The 25262-nt window shown below is 43.4% G+C and carries 19 protein-coding genes; 11 read left to right on the top strand and 8 right to left on the bottom strand.

Annotated elements, in window-relative coordinates; genetic code table 11:
* Positions 1 to 291: 291 nt before the first annotated feature.
* The 3 genes from dapD to AAEY88_RS03770 all read right to left on the bottom strand — a co-directional run bounded on the left by dapD (position 292) and on the right by AAEY88_RS03770 (position 4025).
* Positions 292 to 1113 carry a 2,3,4,5-tetrahydropyridine-2,6-dicarboxylate N-succinyltransferase gene (gene dapD / locus AAEY88_RS03780; protein WP_350559261.1) on the bottom strand — a complete coding sequence of 274 codons (822 nt, stop codon included), beginning with the start codon at positions 1111 to 1113 and terminating at the stop codon, positions 292 to 294.
* A gap of 181 nt (positions 1114 to 1294) precedes the next feature.
* Positions 1295 to 2224 (bottom strand): alpha/beta fold hydrolase, encoded by a 930-nt coding sequence (locus tag AAEY88_RS03775; protein ID WP_350559258.1) that lies wholly within the window; start codon positions 2222 to 2224, stop codon positions 1295 to 1297.
* 61 nt (positions 2225 to 2285) lie between these two features.
* The gene (locus AAEY88_RS03770; RefSeq protein ID WP_350559255.1) at positions 2286 to 4025 is read right to left on the bottom strand and encodes an amidohydrolase; all 1740 of its coding nucleotides are present in this window, start codon (positions 4023 to 4025) and stop codon (positions 2286 to 2288) included.
* A gap of 441 nt (positions 4026 to 4466) precedes the next feature.
* On the opposite strand from AAEY88_RS03770, the gene AAEY88_RS03765 reads away from it, so the two are divergent.
* The 6 genes from AAEY88_RS03765 to AAEY88_RS03740 all read left to right on the top strand — a co-directional run bounded on the left by AAEY88_RS03765 (position 4467) and on the right by AAEY88_RS03740 (position 11334).
* Complete coding sequence (locus AAEY88_RS03765) at positions 4467 to 5576, top strand: FAD-dependent oxidoreductase (RefSeq protein ID WP_350559252.1); 1110 nt, start codon at positions 4467 to 4469, stop codon at positions 5574 to 5576.
* Between the two features lie 205 nt (positions 5577 to 5781).
* Positions 5782 to 6729 (top strand): arsenosugar biosynthesis radical SAM (seleno)protein ArsS, encoded by a 948-nt coding sequence (gene arsS, locus AAEY88_RS03760; RefSeq protein ID WP_350559249.1) that lies wholly within the window; start codon positions 5782 to 5784, stop codon positions 6727 to 6729.
* Positions 6730 to 6843: 114 nt separating this feature from the next.
* Positions 6844 to 9018: an FAD-dependent oxidoreductase gene (locus AAEY88_RS03755; RefSeq protein WP_350559246.1), complete on the top strand. Its 2175-nt coding sequence runs from the start codon at positions 6844 to 6846 to the stop codon at positions 9016 to 9018.
* Between the two features lie 4 nt (positions 9019 to 9022).
* The gene (locus AAEY88_RS03750; protein WP_350559244.1) at positions 9023 to 9832 is read left to right on the top strand and encodes a DUF547 domain-containing protein; all 810 of its coding nucleotides are present in this window, start codon (positions 9023 to 9025) and stop codon (positions 9830 to 9832) included.
* Positions 9833 to 9849: 17 nt separating this feature from the next.
* Entirely contained in the window at positions 9850 to 10575 is a 726-nt protein-coding gene (locus AAEY88_RS03745) for a TIGR04283 family arsenosugar biosynthesis glycosyltransferase (RefSeq protein WP_350559242.1), read from the top strand.
* A gap of 63 nt (positions 10576 to 10638) precedes the next feature.
* A complete protein-coding gene (locus tag AAEY88_RS03740; protein WP_350559240.1) occupies positions 10639 to 11334 on the top strand; it encodes a TIGR04282 family arsenosugar biosynthesis glycosyltransferase in 696 nt (231 codons plus the stop codon).
* Between the two features lie 14 nt (positions 11335 to 11348).
* Here the strand turns inward: AAEY88_RS03740 and mtnP are convergent, their stop codons facing one another.
* Entirely contained in the window at positions 11349 to 12242 is an 894-nt protein-coding gene (mtnP, locus tag AAEY88_RS03735; protein WP_350559238.1) for an S-methyl-5'-thioadenosine phosphorylase, read from the bottom strand.
* A gap of 244 nt (positions 12243 to 12486) precedes the next feature.
* On the opposite strand from mtnP, the gene AAEY88_RS03730 reads away from it, so the two are divergent.
* From AAEY88_RS03730 to AAEY88_RS03720, 3 genes are read left to right on the top strand one after another with little or no spacing between them, the layout of a single operon-like run.
* A complete protein-coding gene (locus AAEY88_RS03730) occupies positions 12487 to 13503 on the top strand; it encodes a TAXI family TRAP transporter solute-binding subunit (protein WP_350559236.1) in 1017 nt (338 codons plus the stop codon).
* Complete coding sequence (locus AAEY88_RS03725) at positions 13481 to 14008, top strand: DUF1850 domain-containing protein (protein ID WP_350559234.1); 528 nt, start codon at positions 13481 to 13483, stop codon at positions 14006 to 14008. Before AAEY88_RS03730 ends, AAEY88_RS03725 begins: the two co-directional genes overlap by 23 nt.
* Positions 13980 to 16073 (top strand): TRAP transporter permease, encoded by a 2094-nt coding sequence (locus AAEY88_RS03720; RefSeq protein ID WP_350559232.1) that lies wholly within the window; start codon positions 13980 to 13982, stop codon positions 16071 to 16073. The genes AAEY88_RS03725 and AAEY88_RS03720 overlap by 29 nt, the downstream gene beginning before the upstream one ends.
* A gap of 151 nt (positions 16074 to 16224) precedes the next feature.
* Here AAEY88_RS03720 and lipA read toward each other — a convergent pair whose 3' ends face one another.
* On the bottom strand, positions 16225 to 17271 hold the full coding sequence (lipA, locus tag AAEY88_RS03715; protein WP_350559229.1) for a lipoyl synthase: 1047 nt from the start codon (positions 17269 to 17271) through the stop codon (positions 16225 to 16227).
* Positions 17272 to 17890: 619 nt separating this feature from the next.
* Here lipA and acnB point away from each other — a divergent pair.
* A complete protein-coding gene (gene acnB / locus AAEY88_RS03710; protein ID WP_350560450.1) occupies positions 17891 to 20494 on the top strand; it encodes a bifunctional aconitate hydratase 2/2-methylisocitrate dehydratase in 2604 nt (867 codons plus the stop codon).
* Positions 20495 to 20605: 111 nt separating this feature from the next.
* Here acnB and AAEY88_RS03705 read toward each other — a convergent pair whose 3' ends face one another.
* The gene (locus AAEY88_RS03705; RefSeq protein ID WP_350559226.1) at positions 20606 to 21403 is read right to left on the bottom strand and encodes an enoyl-CoA hydratase-related protein; all 798 of its coding nucleotides are present in this window, start codon (positions 21401 to 21403) and stop codon (positions 20606 to 20608) included.
* A 312-nt stretch (positions 21404 to 21715) separates the two neighbouring features.
* Here AAEY88_RS03705 and AAEY88_RS03700 point away from each other — a divergent pair, with 312 nt between their 5' ends.
* Positions 21716 to 22528 (top strand): alpha/beta fold hydrolase, encoded by an 813-nt coding sequence (locus AAEY88_RS03700; RefSeq protein ID WP_350559223.1) that lies wholly within the window; start codon positions 21716 to 21718, stop codon positions 22526 to 22528.
* Between the two features lie 264 nt (positions 22529 to 22792).
* Here the strand turns inward: AAEY88_RS03700 and AAEY88_RS03695 are convergent, their stop codons facing one another.
* Positions 22793 to 23848, bottom strand: coding sequence for an HpcH/HpaI aldolase/citrate lyase family protein (locus tag AAEY88_RS03695; RefSeq protein WP_350559220.1), 1056 nt, complete (start codon positions 23846 to 23848; stop codon positions 22793 to 22795).
* A 199-nt stretch (positions 23849 to 24047) separates the two neighbouring features.
* The gene (locus AAEY88_RS03690) at positions 24048 to 25250 is read right to left on the bottom strand and encodes a cysteine protease StiP domain-containing protein (RefSeq protein ID WP_350559217.1); all 1203 of its coding nucleotides are present in this window, start codon (positions 25248 to 25250) and stop codon (positions 24048 to 24050) included.
* Positions 25251 to 25262 lie beyond the last annotated feature (12 nt).

Raw genomic sequence — 25262 nt, 5'->3', positions numbered from 1 at the left:
CGATAATAAGGCACAAGGAAGCGGCAGGCATGACAGCCACGGCGCTAACGGTGTGCAAGGTTGGGCGGTGCTTATTTGGGTATGGCGAGATTATGTGCCACTGTCTTAATAGGTATTCATCAATAATGAATAGGTTTGCATGTAAAAAATAGCTGATGCTAGGGTGCTACAGAATAGGACGTGTTGAATTATATCCTAAGATACGCTGTTAAGCTGTAAAAAAGACGCTAAAGTTTATCCTCAGCATCTTTTTTATGACAATAATCACTGCTATCGCGATAACAACACCATTTAATCTAAGCGTAATAGCTCATTGACTGCTGTTTTGGCGCGCGTTTGGGCATCAACCTTTTTTACGATGATAGCAGCATATAAGCTATGGGTACCATCTTCAGAAGGTAGTGAACCAGGAACCACGACTGAACCTGCTGGTACGCGTCCACGATGGATTTCACCAGTTTCGCGATCATAAATGCGCGTTGATTGACCGATATAGACACCCATAGAGATGACTGCGCCTTCTTCTACAATCACGCCTTCTACAATCTCAGAACGCGCTCCGATAAAGCAGTTGTCTTCAATAATAGTAGGATTTGCTTGTAATGGTTCCAATACACCACCAATACCCACACCGCCTGACAGATGCACGTTTTTACCGATTTGGGCGCATGAACCAACGGTTGCCCAGGTATCTACCATGGCGCCTTGATCGACATAAGCACCGATATTGACATAAGACGGCATTAGAACGGCGCCCGGTGCGATGTATGAACCTTTACGAGCGATAGCAGGTGGCACAACCCGTACACCCGCTTCTTTAAACTGCGCTTCAGTCCAATCAGCAAATTTAGTCGGTACTTTGTCGTAAAACTGCACGTGATCACCAGCGGCCATAACGTAGTTGTCATTTAGGCGAAACGATAGTAATACTGCTTTTTTTGCCCATTGATTGACGACCCATTCGCCATCCTTTTTTTCAGCAACGCGTAGGCTACCGTTATCAAGTTGCTCAAGCACTTGCTCGATAGCATCGCGTATGTCTTGAGGCATAGTACTTGGACTATATTCATTGCGTTTTTCAAAAGCTTGTTCGATGGTTTGTTGTAATGACATAATAATTCCTAAAAGGTCGTTTATAGTTGGCTCACTATATTAAAGTAAGAGAAAATAGTTTTTATCTGGATTAAATATGCGGTTTATAAGGTTACTACTTTTATTAAAAATGACTGCCCGTCATATTGTCGCTAATTTAGACGCTTTTAGCAAACCATGTTGGCAGCACCGTAAATATACTCTAAGCACTTAAAGTGCGTATCCAATGTAAAATATCGTGATATACCACACTATGGTGTTGCTCATGTAATGGTTCATGACGCATATTAGGATACAGGCGTGCATCTACATTGCTAAAACTCTGTTTTTGTAAATTACTCATAATATCGCGAATACCGCGACCCATATTACCGATTGGATCATTCTCACCGCTGACAAATAGCATAGGGAAGTCTTTAGCAATAGTCGACGTCCAGCCTTTATGCAGTCCCGCTTGCATTAACGCAAATAAAGTCATAAAGCCATTATTGGTAAAGGTAAAGCCGGTTAACGGATCTGCTTCATACGCTGCAATATTAGTAGTATCTTCGCTCAACCAAGCAAATTCAGATGGCGAAATACGGTTATTCAGCTTAGCATTGAGCATCTTATTCATGATTTCAGCAAAGACAGTATTGGGCTTTTTAGGCGCGGCTTTGGCGAGAATTTTATTCAATGGCAGCAGTACTTTTACTAGTGGATTAGCATTTGCCGTACCCATAAGAATCGCACCTGTGAATTCTTGAGCATGATGCTTAAGGACTGTACGCACAATAAATGAGCCCATTGAATGCCCCATAATAAAGTGCGGCACATCAGGATGACGAGACTTTATGCTATCCGCCATAACAATGACATCTTTTAGTAATAACTGTACTGGATGCTCATTACCGAAAAACCCGAGCTCATCCACCGCTTTGATTGTCTGGCCATGCCCAAGCTGGTCATAAGTTGCCACTGCAATGCCATAGTTAGCTAAGAACTGCGCAAAATCGGCATAACGACCGCTGTGCTCTGCCATACCGTGGACAATTAGCAAAGTTGCTTTAATATCGCCATCGCTCGGCTCAAAAAAAGTATGATGCAGGTAATGGGTTTGATCGGAAGAGGTAATTTGCTTGGGGTTACTCATAAGCGGTTCCTAAAATAGCTTAAATTTATAAAGTTCTAAAAAACGGGTGATTCGATAATGGTTATTGTACTGGGCGCTTAAAAATTGTTTCACCTTCTTTTATGGTTGTCATAACCTTGATGTCTTTGAGTTTATTGGCCTCTATCGTCAAAGGATTGGCGTTTAAAATGACCAAATCAGCCAGTTTGCCGGTCACTAACGTGCCCTTGCGGTCTTCTTCAAAATACTCATAAGCAGCATTGGTGGTAATGGCTTTAAGCGCTTGGTAAGGGCTTATGCGCTCCTCTTTACCAATAATTTTACCTGAGCGTGAAGTGCGATTGACCGCCGACCAAACAGTGAACATCGAATCTACTGGGGTCACGGTATCATCGGAATGGTTGGTGTATTTTAATCCCATTTTATCAGCAGTCGCCATTGGGCTTAAAAATTTAGCGCGTGCCTCGCCTAGATTTTTAACGTGTACATCACCCCAGAAATACGCATGATTGGTAAAAAACGAGGGCAGCATGTTGTATTTTTTAAAGGCTTCAAGTTGATCAAGACGAGCAAACTGCGCATGAATTGGGATGGTACGCCGATCCTTATCAGCCGCTTGCCCTGTCTTTTTAACTGTATATTCGTGCGCTTTGATAATCATATCGGTAGCGGCATCACCATTATTATGAATAAACAACTGATTGTCGCGAGCATAGGCCTTTACAAACATCTCGTTGAGCTCATCTTGACTGACACTAGGTAGACCGCGGCAATCCTGGGCGCAATCGGCAACCGGTGTGAGGTAAGGCTGAGTAAAGTAAGCGGTCTTGCCTTGCGGTGAGCCATCAGCGATAATTTTAGTACCCTGAACCTTAAAGCCATTTTGATAGGTTTTCCACTTAAAGTTTTTATCAGCTAAATTTTCATCTAAGTCGCTAACGCCTGCGAGTGCTACCAAGTCAATTTTAAGTTTACCAGCATCGGCTTGCGTTTGGAAAAACGCAATGGTATCACGGGTGGTCGAACCATTTTGGGCAGTGGTCACGCCATTCTCAGCATAATAATCTTGCGTCTGATCAAAAAATTTGGCTTGATTCGGAGCTAACACTTCTAACATGTGGCGCACAAATGGATACATCGCGGTCTCTTGTACGAGTCCGTTAGGTTCGTTAGAGCCTTTGACCCGCGCAATATTACCACCAGCTGGGTCTTTACTGTCAGCCGTAATGTTCATGGCCTTTAGGCCCTTGGTATTGGCCACACCCATATGACCACTGGTATGCTGCAGATAAACCGGATTATTAGGCAACACTTTATCAATATCTTCCTTGGTTGGATGACGCGCCTCGATTAACTGACTTTCATCATAACCCCAACCGAAGATCCAGTCGCCATCTGCGATATTGTGATCTTGCTTATAATCTTTTAAGGCTTGCAGCATTTTATCAATGCTATCAACGTTACCAATCGGTGGCGGGTTTAAGTTGACCTGACCCATAGTGTTCGACACCATGTCAAAATGACTGTGTGGGTCGATAAATCCTGGTAATAAGGTTTGGTGGTTAAGATCGACTTGCGCGGCATTTTTGTATTTAGATTGAGCCGCGTTTAAACGACCGACATAGGCAATTTTACCCGCTTGGGTGACTAGGGCCTCAACCATCTGCGGCTGGTCACCTTCCATGGTAATAATAGTGCCGTTGTAATAGACAGTCGCTGAATTGCCTGTCTGCTCTTTGGTGGTCTGCATAGCAGTACAACCCATGATACTAACAAGCCCAAGACTTAGTAAAGTTGGTTTGATTAATGTAATTATGGTCATGGCGTTATCCTTAGAGTTCATTCCATTGAAAAGTTATACCGCTGATTTTATTCTTTTTAATTTTTTATGAAATAAAGTCGCTATTAGATCAGTACTTGCTGTCATCAATCTAACCACAAAGCTTTATAGGGTCAATATTATTTGCAGATTTATTGACATCGTACAATAGAATGAGCTTAAATCCTTTTAAGTTATGTTTTAATTCTGATTGCGCTTGTACTTTTATCTGCTAATACCGTTATAGTCAGTCTATTATAAAACCGCTCTACTCTCTCTAATCCTATTAATGTCTGGCTTGTGCTTTATTTCTTTATACCGATAGCATTGTGAATTGACTATGCTTTACTAAATAACCAAATAATTTTTTAAGCACTCTTATGAAAAACTTGCCTGTAAAGAAATTATTATTAGCAGGCGCAGGTCAATGCTCATATTGGCTTATTGCGTCGTTTTAGCATTGAGCGTCTAGCAAATGCTGATATTACTTTGATTACTGAACAACCGCAGTTTGTCTATTCTGGGATGTTACCCGGCTGGATGGCGGGACATTATGGTCTTGATGACATCAGTATTGATGTTAAGTTACTCTGCGAGCAGGCAGGCGTGCGCTTTATTCAGCAGCCAATAGTCAAGGTCAATGCGACGTCTCGCACGGTGACGACCACTGATAGCGAGCCCTTTGGCTTTGACTATGATTATGATGTACTGTCTTTAAATACCGGTGCAGATACGGATATGTACTGGTTAAGGACAGCTATAACTACTATCCATAATGTTCCTGCTATTATTGCTATCAGACCACTATCAGCATTTATTCATCAGTGGCAGCAGGTTATGATAGATGCTCAGCACGCTACCCATTATCGACTGGCAATTGTTGGCGCAGGGGCAGCAGCGACCGAATTGGTCATGGCTGCACAAGTCGCTTTGCAGCGCATCAATCCCAATCATCAAGTGTATTTGATCTGTGGGCAAAATCTATTGTCTGGGTTTGATCAGCGCTTTAAGCGGCGTGTTATCAATCAGCTCAAGCGCCATGGCATTACCATGATTAAGGCGCGAGCAACGGGCTATAGTAAAAGTCATCTGCTCACTACCCAAGATTCTCTACCAATGGATACGGTGATTGCTGCCACTGGGGTCACTGGTGCCGCATGGACAAAGTGCACGGATTTAGAAACGGTAGATAATGGATTTATAGCTGTTAATGGCACCCAGCAAAGTATCTCTCATCCCAATGTATTTGCAGTGGGTGATGTGGCAACGCGAGTAGATCAAAAGGTGGCGCACTCCGGGGTTCATGCGGTACATGGCGGCGCGGTGATGGCTGATAATTTACTTGCCTATGTAGCAGGAGAATCAGTGCCAAAGAAGCCGCTACCCAGCAAGTCACTAAAAAAGTATCAGCCGAGCGCACGCACTTTATATTTGCTGTCCTGCGGTGATAAGTATGCGATTGCCAGTTGGGGCAAGATCAGCTTACAAGGCCATTGGTTATGGTACTTAAAACGTCATATCGATAAGCGCTTTGTAAAAACTGATCAAGGTTAATACTAATTTGGAATAACGAGATGGTTTGCTATTATTAATCGAAACAATAAGTGCGTGATAAGGTAGTATTGATTAGATTAACTAATTATTAGATAGTGTTATAATAAAGCAACTAAACAGTTTAATAATGGGAAATGAAATATTCATACGAAGTTTTCCTTTTTTCTCATACCCAAGAGTGCTATCAACTGGATTCTATTCCCTCATGAAATCTACTATTGAACTACTCGAACATACTGATTTTCCTACCATCAAGCGCCGTCAGTTGACAACCCTACAAGTCAACATGGGCTACTTGTGTAATATGTCCTGTGTACATTGTCATGTTGCGGCCAGCCCCTATCGTACAGAGATGATGTCACGCGAATTGGTTGAGCTGATTCCGCAAGTCTTGCAAGCACAAAATATCGATACGCTGGATTTGACTGGCGGTGCGCCTGAAATGCATGACGACTTCAAATATCTAATCAACGCTGCGCGCGCATTAGGTGTCAAGGTTATTGATCGCTGTAATTTGACCATCCTCATGGAAGAAGGTTATGAGGATATGGCGCAGTTCTTGGCTGATAATGACGTTGAAGTAGTGGCTTCATTGCCTTGTTATTCTCTAGAGAACGTGGACAAACAGCGTGGTAAAGGCGCGTTTGATAACAGTATCTTAGGATTACAAAAGCTCAATAGTTTAGGGTATGGAAAAGATTTAATCCTAAATCTCGTTTATAACCCGCAAGGTGCCTCATTGCCGCCCAATCAACAGAAGCTCGAAGCTGATTATAAGCGTGAGTTAAAGCAGCATTTTGATATTGAATTTAACCAGCTATTTGCTTTGACCAATATGCCGATTAAGCGCTTTGGTGCGGTATTATTGGCCAAGAACGAGTTTCATTCCTATATGGATTTGCTCAAGAAAAATCATGTAGCAGCTAATATAGCCGATGTGATGTGCCGCTCGACTATCAGTGTCAATTGGCTGGGAGAATTATTTGATTGTGATTTTAACCAGCAGTTAGAGATTCCTGTACCTAATAAGTCGCGGCGACAGCTTAGCGATCTACTAACCCAAAATCCTGCCGATGATGACATCGCTATTGCTGACCATTGTTATGGCTGCACGGCAGGACAGGGAAGTAGCTGTGGCGGCGCTTTAGAATAAGAGGCAATAACAGACACAGTACAAAACACAGCACAGCACAAAATATAGCAGAAGACACAACCGTCTAATTTATAACGTCACATCTAATATTACTCAGAATATAAAGGGCAACGCATGAAAAAAGTACTGATTGTCCTTGCTATTGCATTAGTCGTCGCTGGATTTTTCTTTTTTGGATTAAATGATTTATTCACACTGGAAGGGATTCAAGCACGTCTAAGTCAGTTCTATCAATGGCGTGATGATACACCCCTGCTAGTTGGTGGGGTATTTTTCTTAACGTATGTGGTCATCGCGGCATTCTCCTTGCCAGGTGCCGCATTGATGACCCTGCTGGCAGGAGCACTGTTCGGCCTATGGTGGGGTCTGCTGCTGGTTTCCTTTGCGTCCAGTATTGGGGCGTTGTTTGCTTTTCTTACCTCGCGTTATCTACTGCGCGATAGCTTGCAAAATAAATTTGCTACTAAGTTAAAAAGTATCAATCAAGGTATGGAAAAAGACGGTGGATTTTATTTATTTACCTTGCGTCTGCTGCCGTTATTTCCGTTCTTCCTTGTCAATATCTTAATGGGACTGACCACGATTAAATCGTGGACGTATTATTGGGTCAGCCAAATCGGTATGCTGGCGGGCACCTTTGTATATGTCAATGCGGGTGTACAACTGGCACAAATTGACAGTCTAAAAGACATCATCTCGCCCGCGCTACTGGGCTCGTTTGCTTTGTTAGCAGTATTTCCGCTCATTGCTAAGAAACTCCTTAATTGGTACAAAGGCCGACAAGTTTATAAAGGCTGGACTAAACCCTCCTCCTTTGATCGAAATATAGTAGTGATTGGGGCAGGCGCTGCAGGTTTAGTATCGTCTTATATTGCAGCGGCTGTTAAAGCAAAAGTCACCTTGGTTGAAGCTCATAAAATGGGTGGCGATTGTCTCAACTATGGCTGCGTACCCAGTAAAGCGCTGATAAAAAGTGCCAAAGTTGCTCACGATATGCGTCATGCTACGGATTATGGCTTGCAAAATGTCGACATCGATTATGACTTTAAATCAGTCATGGCGCGGATACATCGTATTATTGCCACAATTGAGCCTCATGATAGTGTTGAGCGTTATACTGACCTCGGCGTCGACGTCATCAAAGGCTATGCCACTATCATTGATCCGTGGACAGTAGAGATTGTTGACGAGGCAGGTAAGAGTCAACGTCTAACCACGCGCAATATTATCATTGCCGCTGGTAGCCAACCGGTTATACCGCCGATAGCAGGACTTGAGAGCGTTGATTATCTGACCAGTGACACTATGTGGGAGGCGCTTAGTAAACAACAAGCACCGCCAAAGCGCTTGGTCATCATTGGCGGTGGGCCGATTGGCTGCGAATTGGCGCAAGCTTTTGCGCGCTTAGGATCTAACGTTTTTCAAGTGGAGCGCGGTTCGCGGTTGCTAAAAAAAGAAGATCAAGAGGTTTCAGACTATGCCAAGGCGAGTCTTGAAGCCGATGGTGTACAGGTGCTACTCCAGCATGATGCGGTACGTTGTGAACGCATGGGTGTAGACAGCAATGCCAGCCAACGCCTGATAGTGAAGCACAATGATACTGAAAATGTCTTAGAGTTTAATGCGCTAATTATTGCTGTCGGTCGCCGTGCGCGCATGACAGGATATGGACTTGAAAAACTAGGCATTGATCCTGATGTGGATAAGGGACACACCGTCGTGACTAACGATTATCTTGAAACTAAATACCCCAATATTTTGGCTGCAGGTGATGTTGCTGGGCCTTATCAGTTTACCCATGTGGCCTCGCATCAAGCCTGGTATGCTGCTGTCAATGCGTTGTTTGGTACCTTTAAAAAGTTTAAAGCCGATTATCGAGTGATACCCAGGGTGACATTTATTGATCCTGAAGTTGCTAGCGTTGGTCTTAATGAACAAGAGGCTTGCGCGCAAGGTATTAAATTTGAAGTGACGCGCTATGATATTGCTGAGCTTGACCGGGCGATTACTGACAGTCGCGCTACCGGATGGGTCAAGGTACTGACCGTTCCAAAAAAAGATAAAATCTTGGGCGTGACCATTGTAGGCAATCACGCTGGTGAATTGCTCGCCGAATATGTTCTTGCTATGAAACACGGCCTCGGACTTAATAAGATACTTGGTACCATACACAGCTATCCCACCATGAGCGAAGCCAACAAATCCGCTGCGGGCGAGTGGAAACGTGCTCATGCCCCGCAAACCCTATTAAAATGGGTGGAAAAATACCACCGTTTTAGACGGAGCTAATCCGATGTCATTATTTAATTTTTCGATATTAAAATCTCTTATCGCAGTAGCTATGCTACTGCCTAGTGTCGCAGTCTATGCAGACTTTAGCCATCAAAGTTGGGATAGCTTGTTAGATCAGCACGTTACTATGACCAATGGTGGCAAAGCGTCAGTGGTTGATTATATAGGTATGCAAGCAGATAAGTCACAGCTGACAGATTATCTTAATGCTACTAGCAAGGTGAGCCAATCTGGATTTGATCGTTGGAATAAGAATGATCAATTGGCATTTTTAATCAACGTTTATAATGCCCGCACAGTCGAATTAGTCCTCACCAAGTATCCCAATATCAAATCAATCAAAGATATCGGCTCGCTGTTTAGCTCGCCGTGGAAGCAAGATTTCATTCCGTTATTGGGTAAAACCCGCTCGCTAGATGATGTCGAACATACTCTGATTCGCGGCTCACAACGCTATAACGACCCCCGTATTCACTTTGCGGTTAACTGTGCCAGTATTGGCTGTCCGGCGCTACAAAATGATGCCTTTACGGGTAAGCGTTTGGACAGACAGTTGGAGCAAGTCACTGCTAAATTCTTAGCAGATAACAGTCGCAACCGTATAAAAGGCAATACGTTGGAGATATCGCCACTCTTTAAATGGTACAAAGAAGATTTTGCCACCAGCTGGCGTGACAGTAATGATCTAGCAGGATTTTTAGGACGTTATAGTCAATCGTTAGGGTTAGACAAAACCCAAGCAGCATCGTTAAAACAAGGTAAAATCAACATAAGCTATACCGATTACGATTGGCGCTTAAATAAAAAATAAGTTGAGTGTTGCCAACTATGACTAACTATTCAATTAGCATCTCTATTATCATCCCCTTATTAAATGAAGCGGAAAATCTGCCCCAGTTGATTACACATATGGCTAACCTTAATCCGCTACCAGAGCAAGTTATAATAGTGGATGGTGGCTCAAGCGATGAGTCAGTAGCCGTTACCGAAGCACTGATTAATGAATTAGTAGAGAATAGGCAGTCATCTATCGACTGGCAAATTATCGAAACTACCGCCGGTCGTGCCAGTCAGATGAACATGGGTGCAGCTTTAGCCACTGGAGATATATTACTGTTCTTACATGCGGATACTCAGCTGCCAATTAACGCTACTAGTGATATCAAAAACGCAATGGTCCAATCGGCTTGGGGACGCTTTGACGTGCACCTAGACAGTCGCAATCTGATGCTATGCATAGTAAGTAGAATGATGAATGTGCGTTCACGGTTGACGGGAATAGCTACCGGCGATCAGGCAATTTTTATTAAAAGGTCATTATTCGAACAAATTGATGGTTATCCCAATCAGCCGTTGATGGAGGATATAGAGCTGTGCAAACGTCTAAAAAATATCGCTAAGCCTGCTTGTTTACGTAGTAAAGCGACCACTTCAGCACGGCGCTGGCAGCAGAATGGCACAGGGCGAACGATATTTTTAATGTGGCAGTTGCGTTTTGATTACTGGCGCGGCATCTCACCTGAGATATCAAAGCAACGTTATTATAATAATTAAAAAATAACAGTGGCTAGGAAAATAGAAGAAATTAGGAAAATAATAGCAGTTAGAGGGATAAGTATGGTGAAGGAAGTAACAACGTCCCTAGCGCAAACCAGCCAACAGACAGTCAAAAAAGCCAAAACAGATACCTGTATTGTTATCTTTGCTAAATATCCGGCCCAAGATATGGCGAAGACTCGTCTACAACCCGCACTTGGCAGTAATGGTGCGGTGCGTATGGCTCGAAAGTTACTATTGCATAGTGTTGAGCACGCTGTAGCTACCGATTATGTGGTTGAGTTGTGCGTCAGTCCTGTGCCTACTGATCCCTGCTGGCAAAAAATTGATTTACCTAACTCGTTGCGGTGGTCAGCTCAAATGGAGGGCGACTTAGGGGTGCGCTTATTGAATGCCAGTCATCAGGCGTTAAATGAGTATCAAAAAATAGTATTAATAGGTACCGATTGCCCCAGCTTAACAGCACAATGCATTCAAGCAGCAGTGCAGCAATTAGATCAGCACGATGCGGTAATGATTCCTGCTTCAGATGGTGGTTATGTGTTGCTTGGATTAAAGTACGCTCATGAGAGTTTATTTTCAAATATGACATGGAGTGTTGATAGCGTAGCCGCAGTGACCCAGCAACGTATTGCGGCACTAGGCTGGACGCTGGCACTACTAGAGCCACTGCATGATATTGATGAGCCCGCTGATTTACAGCATTTGCCTTCGGGCTGGCTTGATGACCATGCGATTACTGGTGATACACAATAATTAATATGGACAATCTACGATAATAACGCCGCAAGCCTTGTCTTAGTCTGTTCGTCCATCGCTTCAATCGGGGTGACCAATGCCTGTGCTAAAGCGTTATGGGCAATTGATTCGGGCCTCTCAGCTGCAATTAACGCCACCGCTTGCTTGATTACTTGCTGAGCATTTTCGGCATTTTTTATAAGGTTTTGAATCGCATAATCCGCACTGACCGCTTCCTCAACAGGATGCCAGCAATCAAAGTCCGTTACCAATGCTAAGGTTGCATAGGCGATACTGGCTTCACGCGCTAATTTGGCTTCAGGCATATTGGTCATACCGATAATATCTGCTTGTATCTGCCGATACCAGTGCGATTCCGCACGAGTTGAGAACTGTGGCCCTTCAATACAGACATAGGTCGCCTTTGGGTGACAGGTTCCCTCATTAATATTTGCTTCACTATAAGCACGCATTAGTATACCTGCTAGAACAGGACACAGTGGATCGGCCATTGACACATGAGCAACCGCACCATCTCCGAAGAACGTACTCACTCGATGCTTGGTCATATCGATCATTTGATCTGGAACAACCATATCTAAAGGTTTAAAGGCTTCTTGTAATGAGCCTACTGCTGATACCGAAATAATATAGCGCACGCCTAAAGTTTTCAGCGCATAAATATTCGCGCGATAAGGTACTTCAGATGGCGTCAGCCTGTGGCCTTGCCCATGTCGCGTTAAGAAGGCCACCGTTACACCATCTAAGTCACCAAGGATAATATCATCAGACGGATCACCATATGGCGTCTGTATAGTAACGCTACGCTTATTGGTTAAGGCTTGCATTTGATATAGGCCGCTGCCGCCAATAATGGCAATATTAGCAGATAACAGCGCCGTATCTTCTACTATAAGTGATGTCATAAGGGTTCTCCAAAATTCTGATGATAAGAGGTGGTATTAAGATCTAGTATAATAAAAGTAGGGTTATAGTCTGTCTATTGTAAAAACATCGCTAAGATATAAGCTATTGAATATAAAAGGAAAAATAGACTACAGTATATTTTTTTCAAAAATTGCTATATCATTGCAGACCTGTAAATCATTTAACATTTATACGTTAATGTGGTCAAATGTATCAAATCGCTCAACTTCAAGGATGAAATCAATGCTTAATTCCTCAAGATCTCCTTTACTGCTATCCGCTATGCTAAGCGCCGCTTTAGGCCTGACAGCGTGCTCATCTCCAAGCTCAGAAAGCAGTGACACTACGGCAACTGACGCCGCTGCTCCAGCTGCTGATGACAAACTTGATGCCGAGTTTGTCACTATCGCTACAGGCGGTGCATCAGGCCCTTATAATATCATTGGCACCTCATTAGCAGAAATCTATGTCAAAACCTTTGGTGTCAACTCAAAGACTCAAACCACAGGCGCTTCAGTAGAAAACGTCAATTTATTGACATTAGGCAAAGTTGATATGGTATTGGCTCTTAGTGATGTCGTCACTGATGCGGTTAAAGGTGAAAATAACTTTGATGCGCCAATTACTAATATTCAACAGATTGCCGTATTGTATCCCAATGTGGTGCAGCTAGTGTCCACCAAAGGCTCTGGAATTAAAAATATTGAAGACTTAAGAGGCAAGCGCTTTGCGGTTGGCGATCAAGGTTCTGGAACTGAGGTCAATGCCCGAACGTTATTAGAAGGCTTTGGCATGACTTATGATGATGTCGAGGTAGACTATCTAGGCTTTGCTGATGCTGCTGATGCCATGAAAGCGGGCAAAATTGACGCTGCATTCTTTAGTAGTGGGCTACCAAACTCATCGTTATTAGAGTTAGAGCAGGGCTTAGACTTGCAAGTGGTAAGTATCAATCAAGACAAGCTTAAAGAGCTTATTAAAACAAAACCTTACTTCAAAACCTTTGAGATTCCTGCAGGCACTTATGGTAATGAAACTGCGGTTCCAACTGCGGCAATCATGAATGCATTATTAGTACGCTCTGAGCTATCTGAAGCGGATGGTTATAAACTGACCAAAACTTTATTTGATAATTTAGAGGGTTTGAGAAATGCACACCAAGCGGCCGCTGATATCAGTTTAGATACTGCACAGCAAGGTATGGTAGCGCCTATCCATCCTGGAGCCAAAAGATACTATGATGAACAAGCCGCAAAATAAACGCTTGTGGTTAATATCTAGCGCAACAGTCATTGTTGCGCTCGTTTTTTTTCTGCTATGGGTGGTCTCTACACGTGAGTCAGTAATAGAGGTGCGGGTTGATGAAAAGGTATGTTATTTCGTCGAACCCAACTTCGAGTTGCGCTGGATTCATTCTGTGGAAAAACAATGGTGGGAGGAGCAGTATCACCGTGAGAACGACGGGCTACTGCTGACCACGACTTACTTTGAAGCTTTTGGTGCAGGCACGCCAGCAACCGAAGCAGTTGCTAAAGTAAAAAAGCCTGGCTATATAGGGTATCGAATCAATGAGAGACTGCCTAGTCTTAATTGGGTGGTATCGAGGCTAACCAAAGGTGAAATTGATTATGCTGACCATCGGATTTTGATTCATCAATGGGCGCCAGACTATTCCGAAGTAACTATTACGCCCAAAGCGTATAGTATAATTGATAGATTGAATAAGGACTTTTGTCATGAACTCCAAAGCGACGAATCACAGTAGCGCGCCTCATATGTCTAGCGATGACACTGATTTGTCGAAGCAGCCGAACGCTCATGCCGATACTGATGTTGATAACAGCGTTGATAATGATGTTGACCCTAACGTCACTCAAGCGATATTGGAAAAATATGACCGCGAGTCAATTACCCGTCATATCACCCAAGGACCAGTAAAATATTTTATTGCTGGGATTTGTATCTTATATTCCCTCTTTCATTTATATGTCACCTTCAATCCCATGCCAGCGTTGCTACAACGGGCGGTGCATTTAGGGGTTGGCTTTGCGCTGATTTTTTTAATCTTTCCAGCGAGTAAAAAAAGCAGTCGTAAACAGGTGGCTTGGTATGACTGGATTTGGTTTTTGCTGTCCTTAACGGGAGTAACCTATCTCATCTATGAGTACCAAGACATTGTGACCTCTCGCGGTGGAATGGCAAATCAGATGGATGTGATATTTTCTATTATTACCGTTATCTGTGTGCTTGAAGGCAGTCGACGAATCACTGGTTTGATTTTGCCCATATTGGCATCGATATTTTTGCTCTATCCATTCGTAAGTCATTTAGACTTTATGCCTGACCGGCTACTCACTCGACCGTATGATTTTGGTGATATTTTTGGTCAGTTATTTTTGAAAACTGAAGGGCTATACTCCGTTGCGATTGGGGCATCGGTTACGTTTATCTTTTTGTTTATTTTGTTTGGGGCATTTTTGGCGCGCTCTGGAATGGGACAGCTGTTTAACGACTTGGCATTAGCGCTGGCAGGTGATAAAAAAGGTGGTCCAGCCAAGGTGGCCGTAATCTCAAGCGGTTTTATGGGCAGTATCAATGGTTCAGCCTTATCGAACGTGGTCAGTACCGGGGCGTTTACCATCCCTTTGATGAAAAAGGTTGGCTATCATAAAGACTTTGCGGGTGCAGTAGAAGCCAGTGCTTCGGTCGGCGGCCAAATCTTACCACCGATTATGGGGGCCAGTGCTTTTATTATGGCAGAGACCACAGGGTTGCCTTATAGCACTATCGCTTTGGCGGCCTTGTTACCAGCGGTACTCTATTATCTGGGAGTCATCGCACAAGTTCATTTTCGTGCAGGACGTCGCGACTTAAAAGGCATTGCCAAAGAGAGCCTCCCGCAGGTAAAAGAGGTATTAAAAGCGCGCGGTCATATGTTACTACCGATTGTATTTTTGATTTATCTATTGATCAAAAATGTACCGGTAGGTTATGCAGCCGCTTATACTATTGGGTTCACAGTGGTGGTTAGTCTGCTGCGAAAAGAGACGCGAATGGGGTTTGCTGATATTTTGGGTGCTCTAGAAGATGGTGCTCGCCAGTCACTAGCAGTAATGGCCGCCTGTGCGGTAGTTGGTATTATCATTGGAGTGGTGAGTCTGACCAGCTTTGGTACGGTAATGACCTCTGCAATTGTGACGTTAGGGGCGGGGTCATTGTTACTCACGTTAATCTTAACCATGCTAGCGTCGATGGTCTTGGGGATGGGATTGCCGTCAATTCCTGCATATATCATCACCGCGACCATGGCCGCGCCAGCCTTAGCAGGATTTAATATTCCTATCTTGTCAGCGCATATGTTTGTGTTTTACTTTGGGGTTTTTGCCAATATTACTCCGCCGGTTTGTCTAGCAGCTTTCGCGGGCGCTGGTATCTCAGGCGGCGATCCGATGAAAACCGGATATTTGGCACTAAAATTAGCTTTGGCCGGATTTATCGTACCGTTTATGTTTATCTATAATCCTGCCATGTTGATGATAGATCCTACTGGTCTGGCAGTAACGGCTAAAGATTACCCAATACCGCCTATTATTGACATAGTCACGGTGGTATTGACCTCTGTTACGGGTGTTATTGCACTAAGTGCCGCGTTAGAGGGCTATTTCAAAGGAAGTATGAACTTCCTGACGCGTGCAATATTAGCCATTGGCGCGTTACTGCTCATTTATCCTGGGCTTATGACTGGTCTAGCAGGGGGTATTATTGTACTTAGTATCGCTATATTTAACGTCAGAACGAGTAAAAAACCTACAACCTCTCTGAGCGTTTAAAGATTTAATATAGGTATTGAAGATTTAAAAATTAAGTGCTCAAAGGTTAATTTAAGCCATAAAATAAGGGTGAATAGTAGGTATCTACTATTCACCCTTATTTCTTTCTTAGTTTAGTGCTTTAACTTAGTTGTTAATCACTAAACAGTGCTTAGCAACCGAGCTTGCCTTCCGCTTCTAAGGCTTTTTTGCTACGGATAGGGGCGGGGCAATCTTCACCATAATATTGACGATCCGCAAAATAACTTGAGCGAACCATCGGGCCTGCCCAAATGCTAAAGAAGCCAATCTTTTTACCGTAGTCCATATAACGCTGGAACTCATCTGGATGCACATAGCGCTCAACAGGTACATGGTTTTTGCTGGGCTGTAAGTATTGACCGATCGTAATCATATTGACATCATTGGCTTTAAGATCATCAAGTAGCGTATAGATTTCTTCTTCGGTTTCACCAAGTCCGACCATAAAGCCGCATTTGGTCGCAATATCAGGGCGACGTTCTTTATAAATTCTGAGCAAGTCCAACGAATGCTGATAATCAGAACCCGGACGGAACGCTTTATAAAGGCGTGGCACCGTCTCGATATTATGGTTAAAAACATCTGGCGCGGTCTCAGTTAATAAATCTAACGCAATATCCATACGGCCACGGAAATCGGGAACTAAAATCTCAATTAGGCAGTTGGGGCTGAGCGCTCTTGCCTCGTTAAGTACTTCGACAAAATGAGCGGCGCCGCCATCTTTTAAATCATCGCGATCGACTGAGGTGATAACGGCATACTTCAGCTGCAAGCCTAAGATAGTTTCAGCAGTATGGCGTGGCTCATCGGCATCAAGGTTATTAGGGCGACCATGTCCTACATCACAGAATGGGCAACGGCGGGTACAGATATCGCCCATAATCATAAAAGTAGCCGTACCATCAGCAAAGCACTGAGGCAAGTTAGGGCAGGCCGCTTCTTCGCAGACAGTATATAGTTTTTGCTCACGTAAGGTTTTTTTGATGCGAGCCACTTCAGCAGGGGACGACATCTTGACCCGAATCCAGTCTGGCTTTTTTTTGGCCTCGACCGTGGGGATTACTTTAATTGGGATACGCGCTACTTTGTCATAACCACGGAGCTTTTCACCTTGGATGGCTTTTTTGGGTTTGACTCTGGCAGCAGGAACGTGCGTTTGTACGGCTAATGAGTTCATAGACTTATCCTAAACCCTTATTAAGTCACGGGTTTTGTTTATTATTCAATGACAGTGAGATGTGAAGTTTAATACGATGATTATAGCAAAAATCAGGTTGTTTTTCACCCTTCTATTGCAGGTTGGCGTAAGCAGGTGTCCAAGCAGAAAAGGTGTGAAAAATCGCTATTTATCGGGTATAAATATTAGTTTGGAAGGTGCACTCAGTTGTACTTATATAAGTGATTAACATTAAATATAGAATACGGACATGAGCGCTATTTATAGTAAAAATGACAATTAATAAAGATAACAATTGATAAATACTAAGATATGCTACTTTTTACAAAAGCGTTCTATATGACGCGCGCCTACTAATTTAACAGAAAAATAGCCAAAAAACACAGTTAAATTAACTTAATATCATGATGAGTAATGTTAGCAATATACAGGAAGAAATACCTCCCATTTCTCTACTAAATGTTGGCTATGTAGGCCTGTTTACGCTTTGGTCATTAACATTTTAGCCGTTTTAAGCTATATTGGTAGGCATAAATATCCAAATTGGTGCATCGACGCAGGCAGTCATTCAGACTACTCACGTAATGTGCCGACCATCCAACCGACGAGGACGACTATTGTGTTAGAAGCTTATCGTAAACATGTCGCAGAACGTGCCGAGCAAGGAACTGTACCGCTTCCACTTAATGAGAAGCAAGTAGCAGACCTAGTTGAGTTACTTAAAAATCCACCAGCAGGTGAAGATGCGTTCTTGATGAACTTGCTAGAAAACCGCATTCCGGCCGGTGTTGACCAAGCCGCTTATGTGAAAGCAGCCTTTTTAGCTGCTATCGTAAAAGGTGAAGCGACTTCTTCATTGGTTAGTAAGCAAAAAGCCGTTGAAATCTTAGGCACCATGCAAGGTGGTTACAACGTTGAATCATTGGTTGCTGCATTAGATGACAAAGAACTGGCGCAAGACGCTGCCGAAGCTTTGAAAAAAACCTTATTGGTTTTTGATGCGTTCCATGACGTCACTGAAAAAGCAGAAGCGGGCAATGACATCGCTAAAGAAGTGATTCAATCTTGGGCGGACGCTGAGTGGTTCTTGAATCGCGCTGCAGTACCAAAGAAATCAACCTATACGACCTTTAAAGTCACTGGCGAAACCAATACTGATGACTTGTCACCGGCGCAAGATGCTTGGAGCCGTCCTGATATCCCATTACATTCATTAGCCATGCACAAAAACTCTCGCGACGGTATCACCGCTGACGAAGAGGGTGTTATTGGTCCTATGAAACAGGTTGAAGCGCTAAAAGAAAAAGGCCATCAGCTTGCTTATGTTGGTGACGTAGTCGGCACTGGCTCTAGCCGTAAATCAGCGACTAACTCAGTATTATGGCTGATGGGTGATGATATCCCTAACGTCCCTAACAAACGTGGTGGTGGTCTGGTTCTTGGTAACAATATCGCCCCAATCTTCTTTAATACTATGGAAGATTCAGGTGCACTACCTATCGAAAAAATTAATGTCGATAATTTAAATATGGGTGATGTGTTTGATATCTATCCGTATGAAGGCAAAATTACTAAGCATGATTCTGATGAAGTATTATCAACTTTTAAGCTAAACTCACCAACGTTACTGGATGAAGTACGTGCCGGTGGCCGTATTCCGCTAATCGTTGGTCGTGGTTTGACCAATCGTGCTCGTGAATATATGGGTTTGCCTCATTCAGACATTTTTGCTAAGCCAGAAGAGCCAGTTGATACGGGTAAAGGTTTCACTTTAGCGCAAAAAATGGTTGGTAAAGCTTGTGGTCTAGACGGCGTCCGCGCTGGCATGTATTGCGAACCAAAAATGACCACTGTCGGTAGCCAAGATACCACCGGTCCGATGACTCGTGATGAGCTAAAAGACTTGGCTTGTTTAGGTTTCCAAACAGATTTGGTATTACAGTCATTCTGTCATACAGCAGCGTATCCCAAGCCTGTTGACATAGAAACTCAGCACACGCTACCTGATTTTATTATGAACCGTGGTGGCGTAAGCTTACGTCCAGGTGATGGTATTATTCACTCATGGTTGAACCGTATGCTACTTCCAGATACCGTTGGTACTGGTGGTGACTCGCATACCCGTTTCCCAATGGGCATTTCATTCCCAGCCGGTTCTGGCCTAGTCGCTTTCGCAGCCGCAACTGGCGTAATGCCACTTGATATGCCTGAGTCTGTCCGTGTCCGTTTCGTCGGCGAACGTCAAGCTGGTATTACCTTACGTGACTTAGTCCATGCGATTCCGTACCAAGCGATCAAAGATGGCTTATTGACCGTCGATAAAAAAGGTAAAATTAACGAGTTTAACGGTCGTATCCTTGAGATTGAAGGCCTTGACGACTTAACGCTTGAGCAAGCATTTGAGCTGTCTGATGCGTCAGCTGAGCGTAGTGCCGCAGGTTGTACCATTGCCTTATCAGAAGCGTCAATCACTGAATATCTGAACTCGAACGTTACTTTGCTCAAATGGATGATTTCAGAAGGTTATGGCGATGCGCGTACTATTAGCCGCCGTGTTGAAGCCATGCAAGAATGGTTAGCGAATCCAAGCCTCATGCGCGCTGATGAAGATGCTGAATATACCATCGATATGGTCATTGATATGAGCGAGATCAAAGAACCTATTCTTTGCTGCCCAAATGACCCTGATGATGCCAAAACATTGTCAGACGTGGCAGGGAACATCATTGATGAGGTATTCATTGGTTCATGTATGACCAACATTGGTCACTTCCGTGCTGCCGGTAAATTGCTCCAAGACGTCCCATCAGGTAGCTTAAAAACTCGTTTATGGATTGCGCCACCAACCAAAATGGATGCGCGTCAGTTGATGGAAGAAGGTTACTACAACATCTACGCACAAGCCGGCGCTCGTACTGAAATGCCAGGTTGTTCATTATGTATGGGTAACCAAGCACGTATCGCCCCGAATTCTACTGCGGTATCGACGTCAACTCGTAACTTCCCGAACCGTTTGGGTCAAGGCGCGGACGTATATCTTGCTTCAGCTGAGCTTGCTGCTGTCGCTGCAGTATTGGGTAAATTGCCAACCAATGATGAATATCAGCAATATGCTGGCATGCTCAACAGTATGGGCGATGAAGTGTATCAATACATGAACTTTGACCGTATGGAAGAGTATACCGAAGAAGCGGATAAAATTAACGTTGCTCAATTGACCTAGTTTTTGAAGTTGTAAATTTTTCGAATAAGAAAACCCCGTATCGTAATGATGCGGGGTTTTTGTGTGGTGAAGATTGAAAAATAGAGACAGAATTAGCTTTCGATTTACAACTTATTTACCCTTATAAACTGGCTTACGTTTTTCCATAAACGCACTAATGCCTTCTTTAAAATCCTCGGTCTTTGCCAACATAGTTTGCTGATCCACTTCCATATCTAGGGCTTCATTAAGACCCATATACGCATGCGTATTAATCATATGTTTTATCGAGGCCAATGCTTTTCCAGGTAGATTACTTAAACGAGTCGCCAAGGCGTTAACGCTTGCATCTAACTCATCCGCGCTAACCACTGTATTAACTAAGTTCAAACGCGCCATGTCATCGCTCGTTAGCTTATCACCAAGCATCACCAGCTCTGTGGTCTTCGCTGCCCCAATGAGTTGATTAAGTAAATAAATCCCACCAGCATCGGGAACTAGACCAATATTGACAAACGCTTGTACAAATTTAGCATTGTCAGCAGCAATACGAAAATCACAAGTCAAGGCAAGGTTCATACCCGCACCTGCGACCGCGCCTTCTAGTTTGGCAATAATAGGCTTATGAATATTGCGCAGTTTTAGACTAATCTCAGCGACTTCGCCCACCATAAAGTTAAGCTTGTCAGATAGTGCCTCACCTTCCATACCATTCTCAAGCATCTCACCAATATGACCGCCACTTGAGAAGTTATTACCTGCACCTTGTAGGACAATTACTCGCACTTGTTCGTCAGCATCTGCTTGCTTCAGGGCCGCCATCATTGCTTTCTTTAGCGGTGTACTGAAAGCATTTAGAGTCTTGGGATCATTCATGGTAATGGTAGCGATGTGTTGTGCAGTCTTATATTCGACTAGATTTTGTGACATGGTGGTTCTCCTTATAACTATATTATTTAATGCTAATGACTATAGCAGTTTGGTGTTTTTATAAAAGCCAGTTTGATGAGCGCTTGCGACACTATAAGGTCATTTGTACCGATATGATTCGATAGTATAGGATGTCTATACATTATGAGTAGCGGATTGAAGTGGGTTTATTCATATGATAGTAAAAAATAAAGCTACTAAACGGCTACTGTGTGATTTATGCTAAAAGACTCCTACGAATATCATGTGGTTGCTTCTTAATAAGCTCCTATTTATTGATATAAGCTATATTAGCCATACAAGGAAACGGTTATGCCCCATATCCAGATTAATGACACTAGTATTTATTATGAAGACAGTGCGCCTGACGATAAACATAAGCCAGTAATGGTGTTTGCGCACGGACTGCTGTGGAGTACGCGGATGTATGATAAGCAAGTCGCGCACTTTCAAGACCAGTATCGCTGTATCGCTTTTGACTTTCGTGGGCAGGGGCAGTCGCAGATTACTAAGTCTGGCTACGATATGGACACCCTAACCGAGGATGCTATCGCGTTACTTAAAGCACTTAATATCAATAAGTGTCATTTTGTCGGCTTATCAATGGGCGGGTTTATAGCGCAGCGTATTGCGATTAAGTATCCAGAAATGCTGTTATCGTTAATATTGTTAGAGACTTCAGCCGATCCTGAAGATCCTAAAACTGCACCGAAATATCGTAAGCTCACTACCGCTATTCGTTGGTTGGGCATGAAGCGCGTCAGCAAAAAAGTAATGCCTATTATGTTTGGTAGCAGTTTCTTAGAAGATAAGTCGCGTAAAGCTGAAGGTAAAGAATGGCTCGCGCATATGCAAGCCAATCATAAGTTTGGCGTGACTAAAGCAACGATGGGCGTCATTGAGCGTAAAGGGGTTTATGAACAACTTGGTGATATTACGACGCCTACCTTGATTATAGTTGGTGATGAAGATGCGGCGACGCCTTATCCAAAATCTGAGCGTATGCACTTTGCGATTGCAGGCTCTAAACTTGCGGTCATTAAACGAGCTGGACATACTGCAACGGTAGAAGAGCCTGAACAAATCAATACAGTTATCAGTCATTTTTTGCAATGCTGTGTCTAGAGCGTGTCATCAATTAGTACAGTCATGCATTTTATGGTCTTAATATGGCGAAACTTTCGCTAGACGGTGTCAAAATTATGGTCAATATGTTCATATTTACTGCGAATTTTTCATTGTTTGGTATCAATTTATCTCATTTTAATTCTCATAATCTAGTTGATAGTACCGCCTAGTCTTTGACTATTCTCTCAGAAAAAAAGCCGTTATCGGAGTAATGATAGCGACTTTTCTATATCCAATGTTTAGGGTGTCAGCACCTTACTCTCACAACAGCGGCTTATAATCGCTATGACCGTCATTAATAGTACCGAACACTTCTGCACGATTAATCACTTCATGCGCCCAAGCACGGTGGGTCGCAGGTTCTAACATAGTATTGTTGTATTTGAATACCGCTTTGGCCTCACTATGTAGTATTGCTTGTGCTTCATCTAAAGTGCTCACAGGCACGCAGTAAGCTTGCTGTACTAAGGCAATTTGGCTCGGATGAATGACCGTTTTACCCACCAATCCTAGGTTGACGTCACGGTTCAGCTCCTGCATAAATAGCATGGGCTGATCCAGATATTCAAAGACTGGGGCGGTTAAATAAAAGCCATGCGGCACAAAGCAGCCGAGCAGCTGATAGGTAAGGGTACCAATCGGTGTGTCATAAATCATGGTGTCTTTTGGGCGGCGCAGACGCAGCGCTGCAAACAAGTCATTGCCACCGATACGGAGTGCAAATATAGGCTGACTAAAAGCCTCTTTAAAGGCAATCGCCAGCTCTTGATTGTGATGCGGATTAAATAAAGCAGCAGTCTCTAAAGTTGGCATTAATAACTGATCACTGCTTAGATTCTGACAGGCCATACGCCAATTGGACAAGCTATACATATCGACTTTAGGCATTACAAAGCCATCAAGCAAATCAATATGCTCAAAATCTGCTAATTGCTGTAACATCATTGGGTTGCGTGGACGCACAAATACTAACGGGCGTGTTGGTTGCTGGGTTTGGATCTCTGCTTGGGTTGAAGGCACATTGATGCTATTAACATGTGATTCCCAGGTATTGAGTAGTGCCTGTAATCGCGTCAGTGCCAGCTCAACATCGCTATGGCTGACTGCATCCTCTAAACAAATGATAATGCTATTGATCGTCGGTAATTTATCCCGTTTAATCACTTGCCAAATATCTTGCCGAGTTGCTGGCATATAGAGACTTGCACCCAGCTGATAAGGATGATGAGTGTGCGGCTTGACCATTGCGTGGCGCTCAGTGATTAAATGGGCATAAGACTGAGTATAATTATAAAGGTTGGACTGGTTATCTGGCATAGTAGGCGTCGTAATTAGTAGTAAATGAGAATAAATATAAATAAAAAAGAAGGATTAATCTGAAATAAAATGAAGACAAAAGATTCACAGTGATCTAATGAAAAAACCTCGACTCCGTTGTTCGTAAACGCTTAAAGTTCCGCGTTTATCTTTATCAAATCGTATTTATAATATTAAAGCATTTTTCGTATTGTGAGTGCTAAGCACTGGTAGTACGCTGCTTAATAAGAGTAACGGCTTGATAAGGTAATATTTTAGCACCCAAGACCGTAATATTAACATGACGCTCACTACATAAATGCCGCAGCAATGCCGTATCAGGATGATCTGGGGTCGCCAGTAGGATGCGCTCTGGATCACGGCGTAATATCGCCCGAGTTGCTTCTGCAATGGTGGGTTTGATACGGTTGCGGTTCTCGATTTGATAGCGGGTCGCCAACATATCGATTATGGCTTTAGTTGCATAACGTGGCTGATTAAACGTTGGAAGTTGCTGAGGTAGAGCCTTTAATTGCTCTCTAGCGGTATTAATATGATTCACAAACGCAAGACTATGATCAACATCCACTAAGTTATCATAAAATACACTGCGATGTAGACCCGATAGCGGCGCAGTGTACAAGCTACGCGAAATGAGCCCTGATACGGTACTGTTCAGTAAGCCTGATGGCATTAGCCAATCATCGCTACTGGCTGCCAGCCAGGCGACCCCAGCGGGATCAGCGAGCGTCAGCAGTGGGATCGTATCCGCGCCTTGATGAAAAATATTGGCAAAATTTGGATGAGTAGGATTATTAAATGCCTCAAGGCTACGTGCTAATTCTTGATAAATAGCCCCTTTTCCCGTCCAGCCATCGACAAATACGATCGGACTGTCCGGATAAGCATCCAGCAGTAATTGCAATGCCAGCGGATCAAGACCGCGATCACGAATGATGCTGATACCATAATGCACACTGGGTAGCGAATAGCCGCTATTAGTATCCGCTAAAGCGCGCTGTAATAATACGCCAACCGGTAAACCTGCTCGTACTAAACTAACCAACACTAGCGGGCGTTTGCTCGTAACGGTATTATGAAAGATCTGGTGCAAGGAATACGCAAGATTAGTAATATCGGTGGCGCATCTAAAAGTGCCTTGCGTTAAAGCTTGTGCGTATAGTTGCTCATGCATCACACTGGGCGCTTGCTCTAGAGTCAGCATATCGGAATAATGACGCTGACCACTTTGAATTAGAGCTTCTTTTTGGGTGACTGGTACATCAGCAACGGCATCTTTGGCAACGATATCTAATAATACCGTAACATCGCTGGCAAGATAACTGCCTGAGCCATAATTATTTAAGGCCAATAATGTGGAGTGAGATGGTTTTGATGTCAATATAGAAATATTTGCGCTCATTAGGTTTGCCAT

Source organism: Psychrobacter sp. CAL346-MNA-CIBAN-0220 (genome assembly GCF_040309805.1).
Taxonomy (GTDB): Bacteria; Pseudomonadota; Gammaproteobacteria; order Pseudomonadales; family Moraxellaceae; genus Psychrobacter.
Note: the sequence above shows the minus strand (reverse complement) of the source record. Positions and strands in the feature narration are given on the sequence as shown.

Coding starts and splice junctions, on each gene's coding strand:
- arsS (WP_350559249.1), top strand. CDS start 5,782: ATGAAATCTACTATTGAACTACTCGAACATACTGATTTTCCTACCATC.
- dapD (WP_350559261.1), bottom strand. CDS start 1,113: ATGTCATTACAACAAACCATCGAACAAGCTTTTGAAAAACGCAATGAA.
- AAEY88_RS03745 (WP_350559242.1), top strand. CDS start 9,850: ATGACTAACTATTCAATTAGCATCTCTATTATCATCCCCTTATTAAAT.
- AAEY88_RS03695 (WP_350559220.1), bottom strand. CDS start 23,848: ATGCCAGATAACCAGTCCAACCTTTATAATTATACTCAGTCTTATGCC.
- lipA (WP_350559229.1), bottom strand. CDS start 17,271: ATGAACTCATTAGCCGTACAAACGCACGTTCCTGCTGCCAGAGTCAAA.
- AAEY88_RS03730 (WP_350559236.1), top strand. CDS start 12,487: ATGCTTAATTCCTCAAGATCTCCTTTACTGCTATCCGCTATGCTAAGC.
- AAEY88_RS03700 (WP_350559223.1), top strand. CDS start 21,716: ATGCCCCATATCCAGATTAATGACACTAGTATTTATTATGAAGACAGT.
- AAEY88_RS03755 (WP_350559246.1), top strand. CDS start 6,844: ATGAAAAAAGTACTGATTGTCCTTGCTATTGCATTAGTCGTCGCTGGA.
- AAEY88_RS03725 (WP_350559234.1), top strand. CDS start 13,481: ATGATGAACAAGCCGCAAAATAAACGCTTGTGGTTAATATCTAGCGCA.
- AAEY88_RS03740 (WP_350559240.1), top strand. CDS start 10,639: ATGGTGAAGGAAGTAACAACGTCCCTAGCGCAAACCAGCCAACAGACA.
- AAEY88_RS03720 (WP_350559232.1), top strand. CDS start 13,980: ATGAACTCCAAAGCGACGAATCACAGTAGCGCGCCTCATATGTCTAGC.
- AAEY88_RS03775 (WP_350559258.1), bottom strand. CDS start 2,224: ATGAGTAACCCCAAGCAAATTACCTCTTCCGATCAAACCCATTACCTG.
- AAEY88_RS03705 (WP_350559226.1), bottom strand. CDS start 21,403: ATGTCACAAAATCTAGTCGAATATAAGACTGCACAACACATCGCTACC.
- AAEY88_RS03690 (WP_350559217.1), bottom strand. CDS start 25,250: ATGAGCGCAAATATTTCTATATTGACATCAAAACCATCTCACTCCACA.
- AAEY88_RS03750 (WP_350559244.1), top strand. CDS start 9,023: ATGTCATTATTTAATTTTTCGATATTAAAATCTCTTATCGCAGTAGCT.
- AAEY88_RS03770 (WP_350559255.1), bottom strand. CDS start 4,025: ATGACCATAATTACATTAATCAAACCAACTTTACTAAGTCTTGGGCTT.
- mtnP (WP_350559238.1), bottom strand. CDS start 12,242: ATGACATCACTTATAGTAGAAGATACGGCGCTGTTATCTGCTAATATT.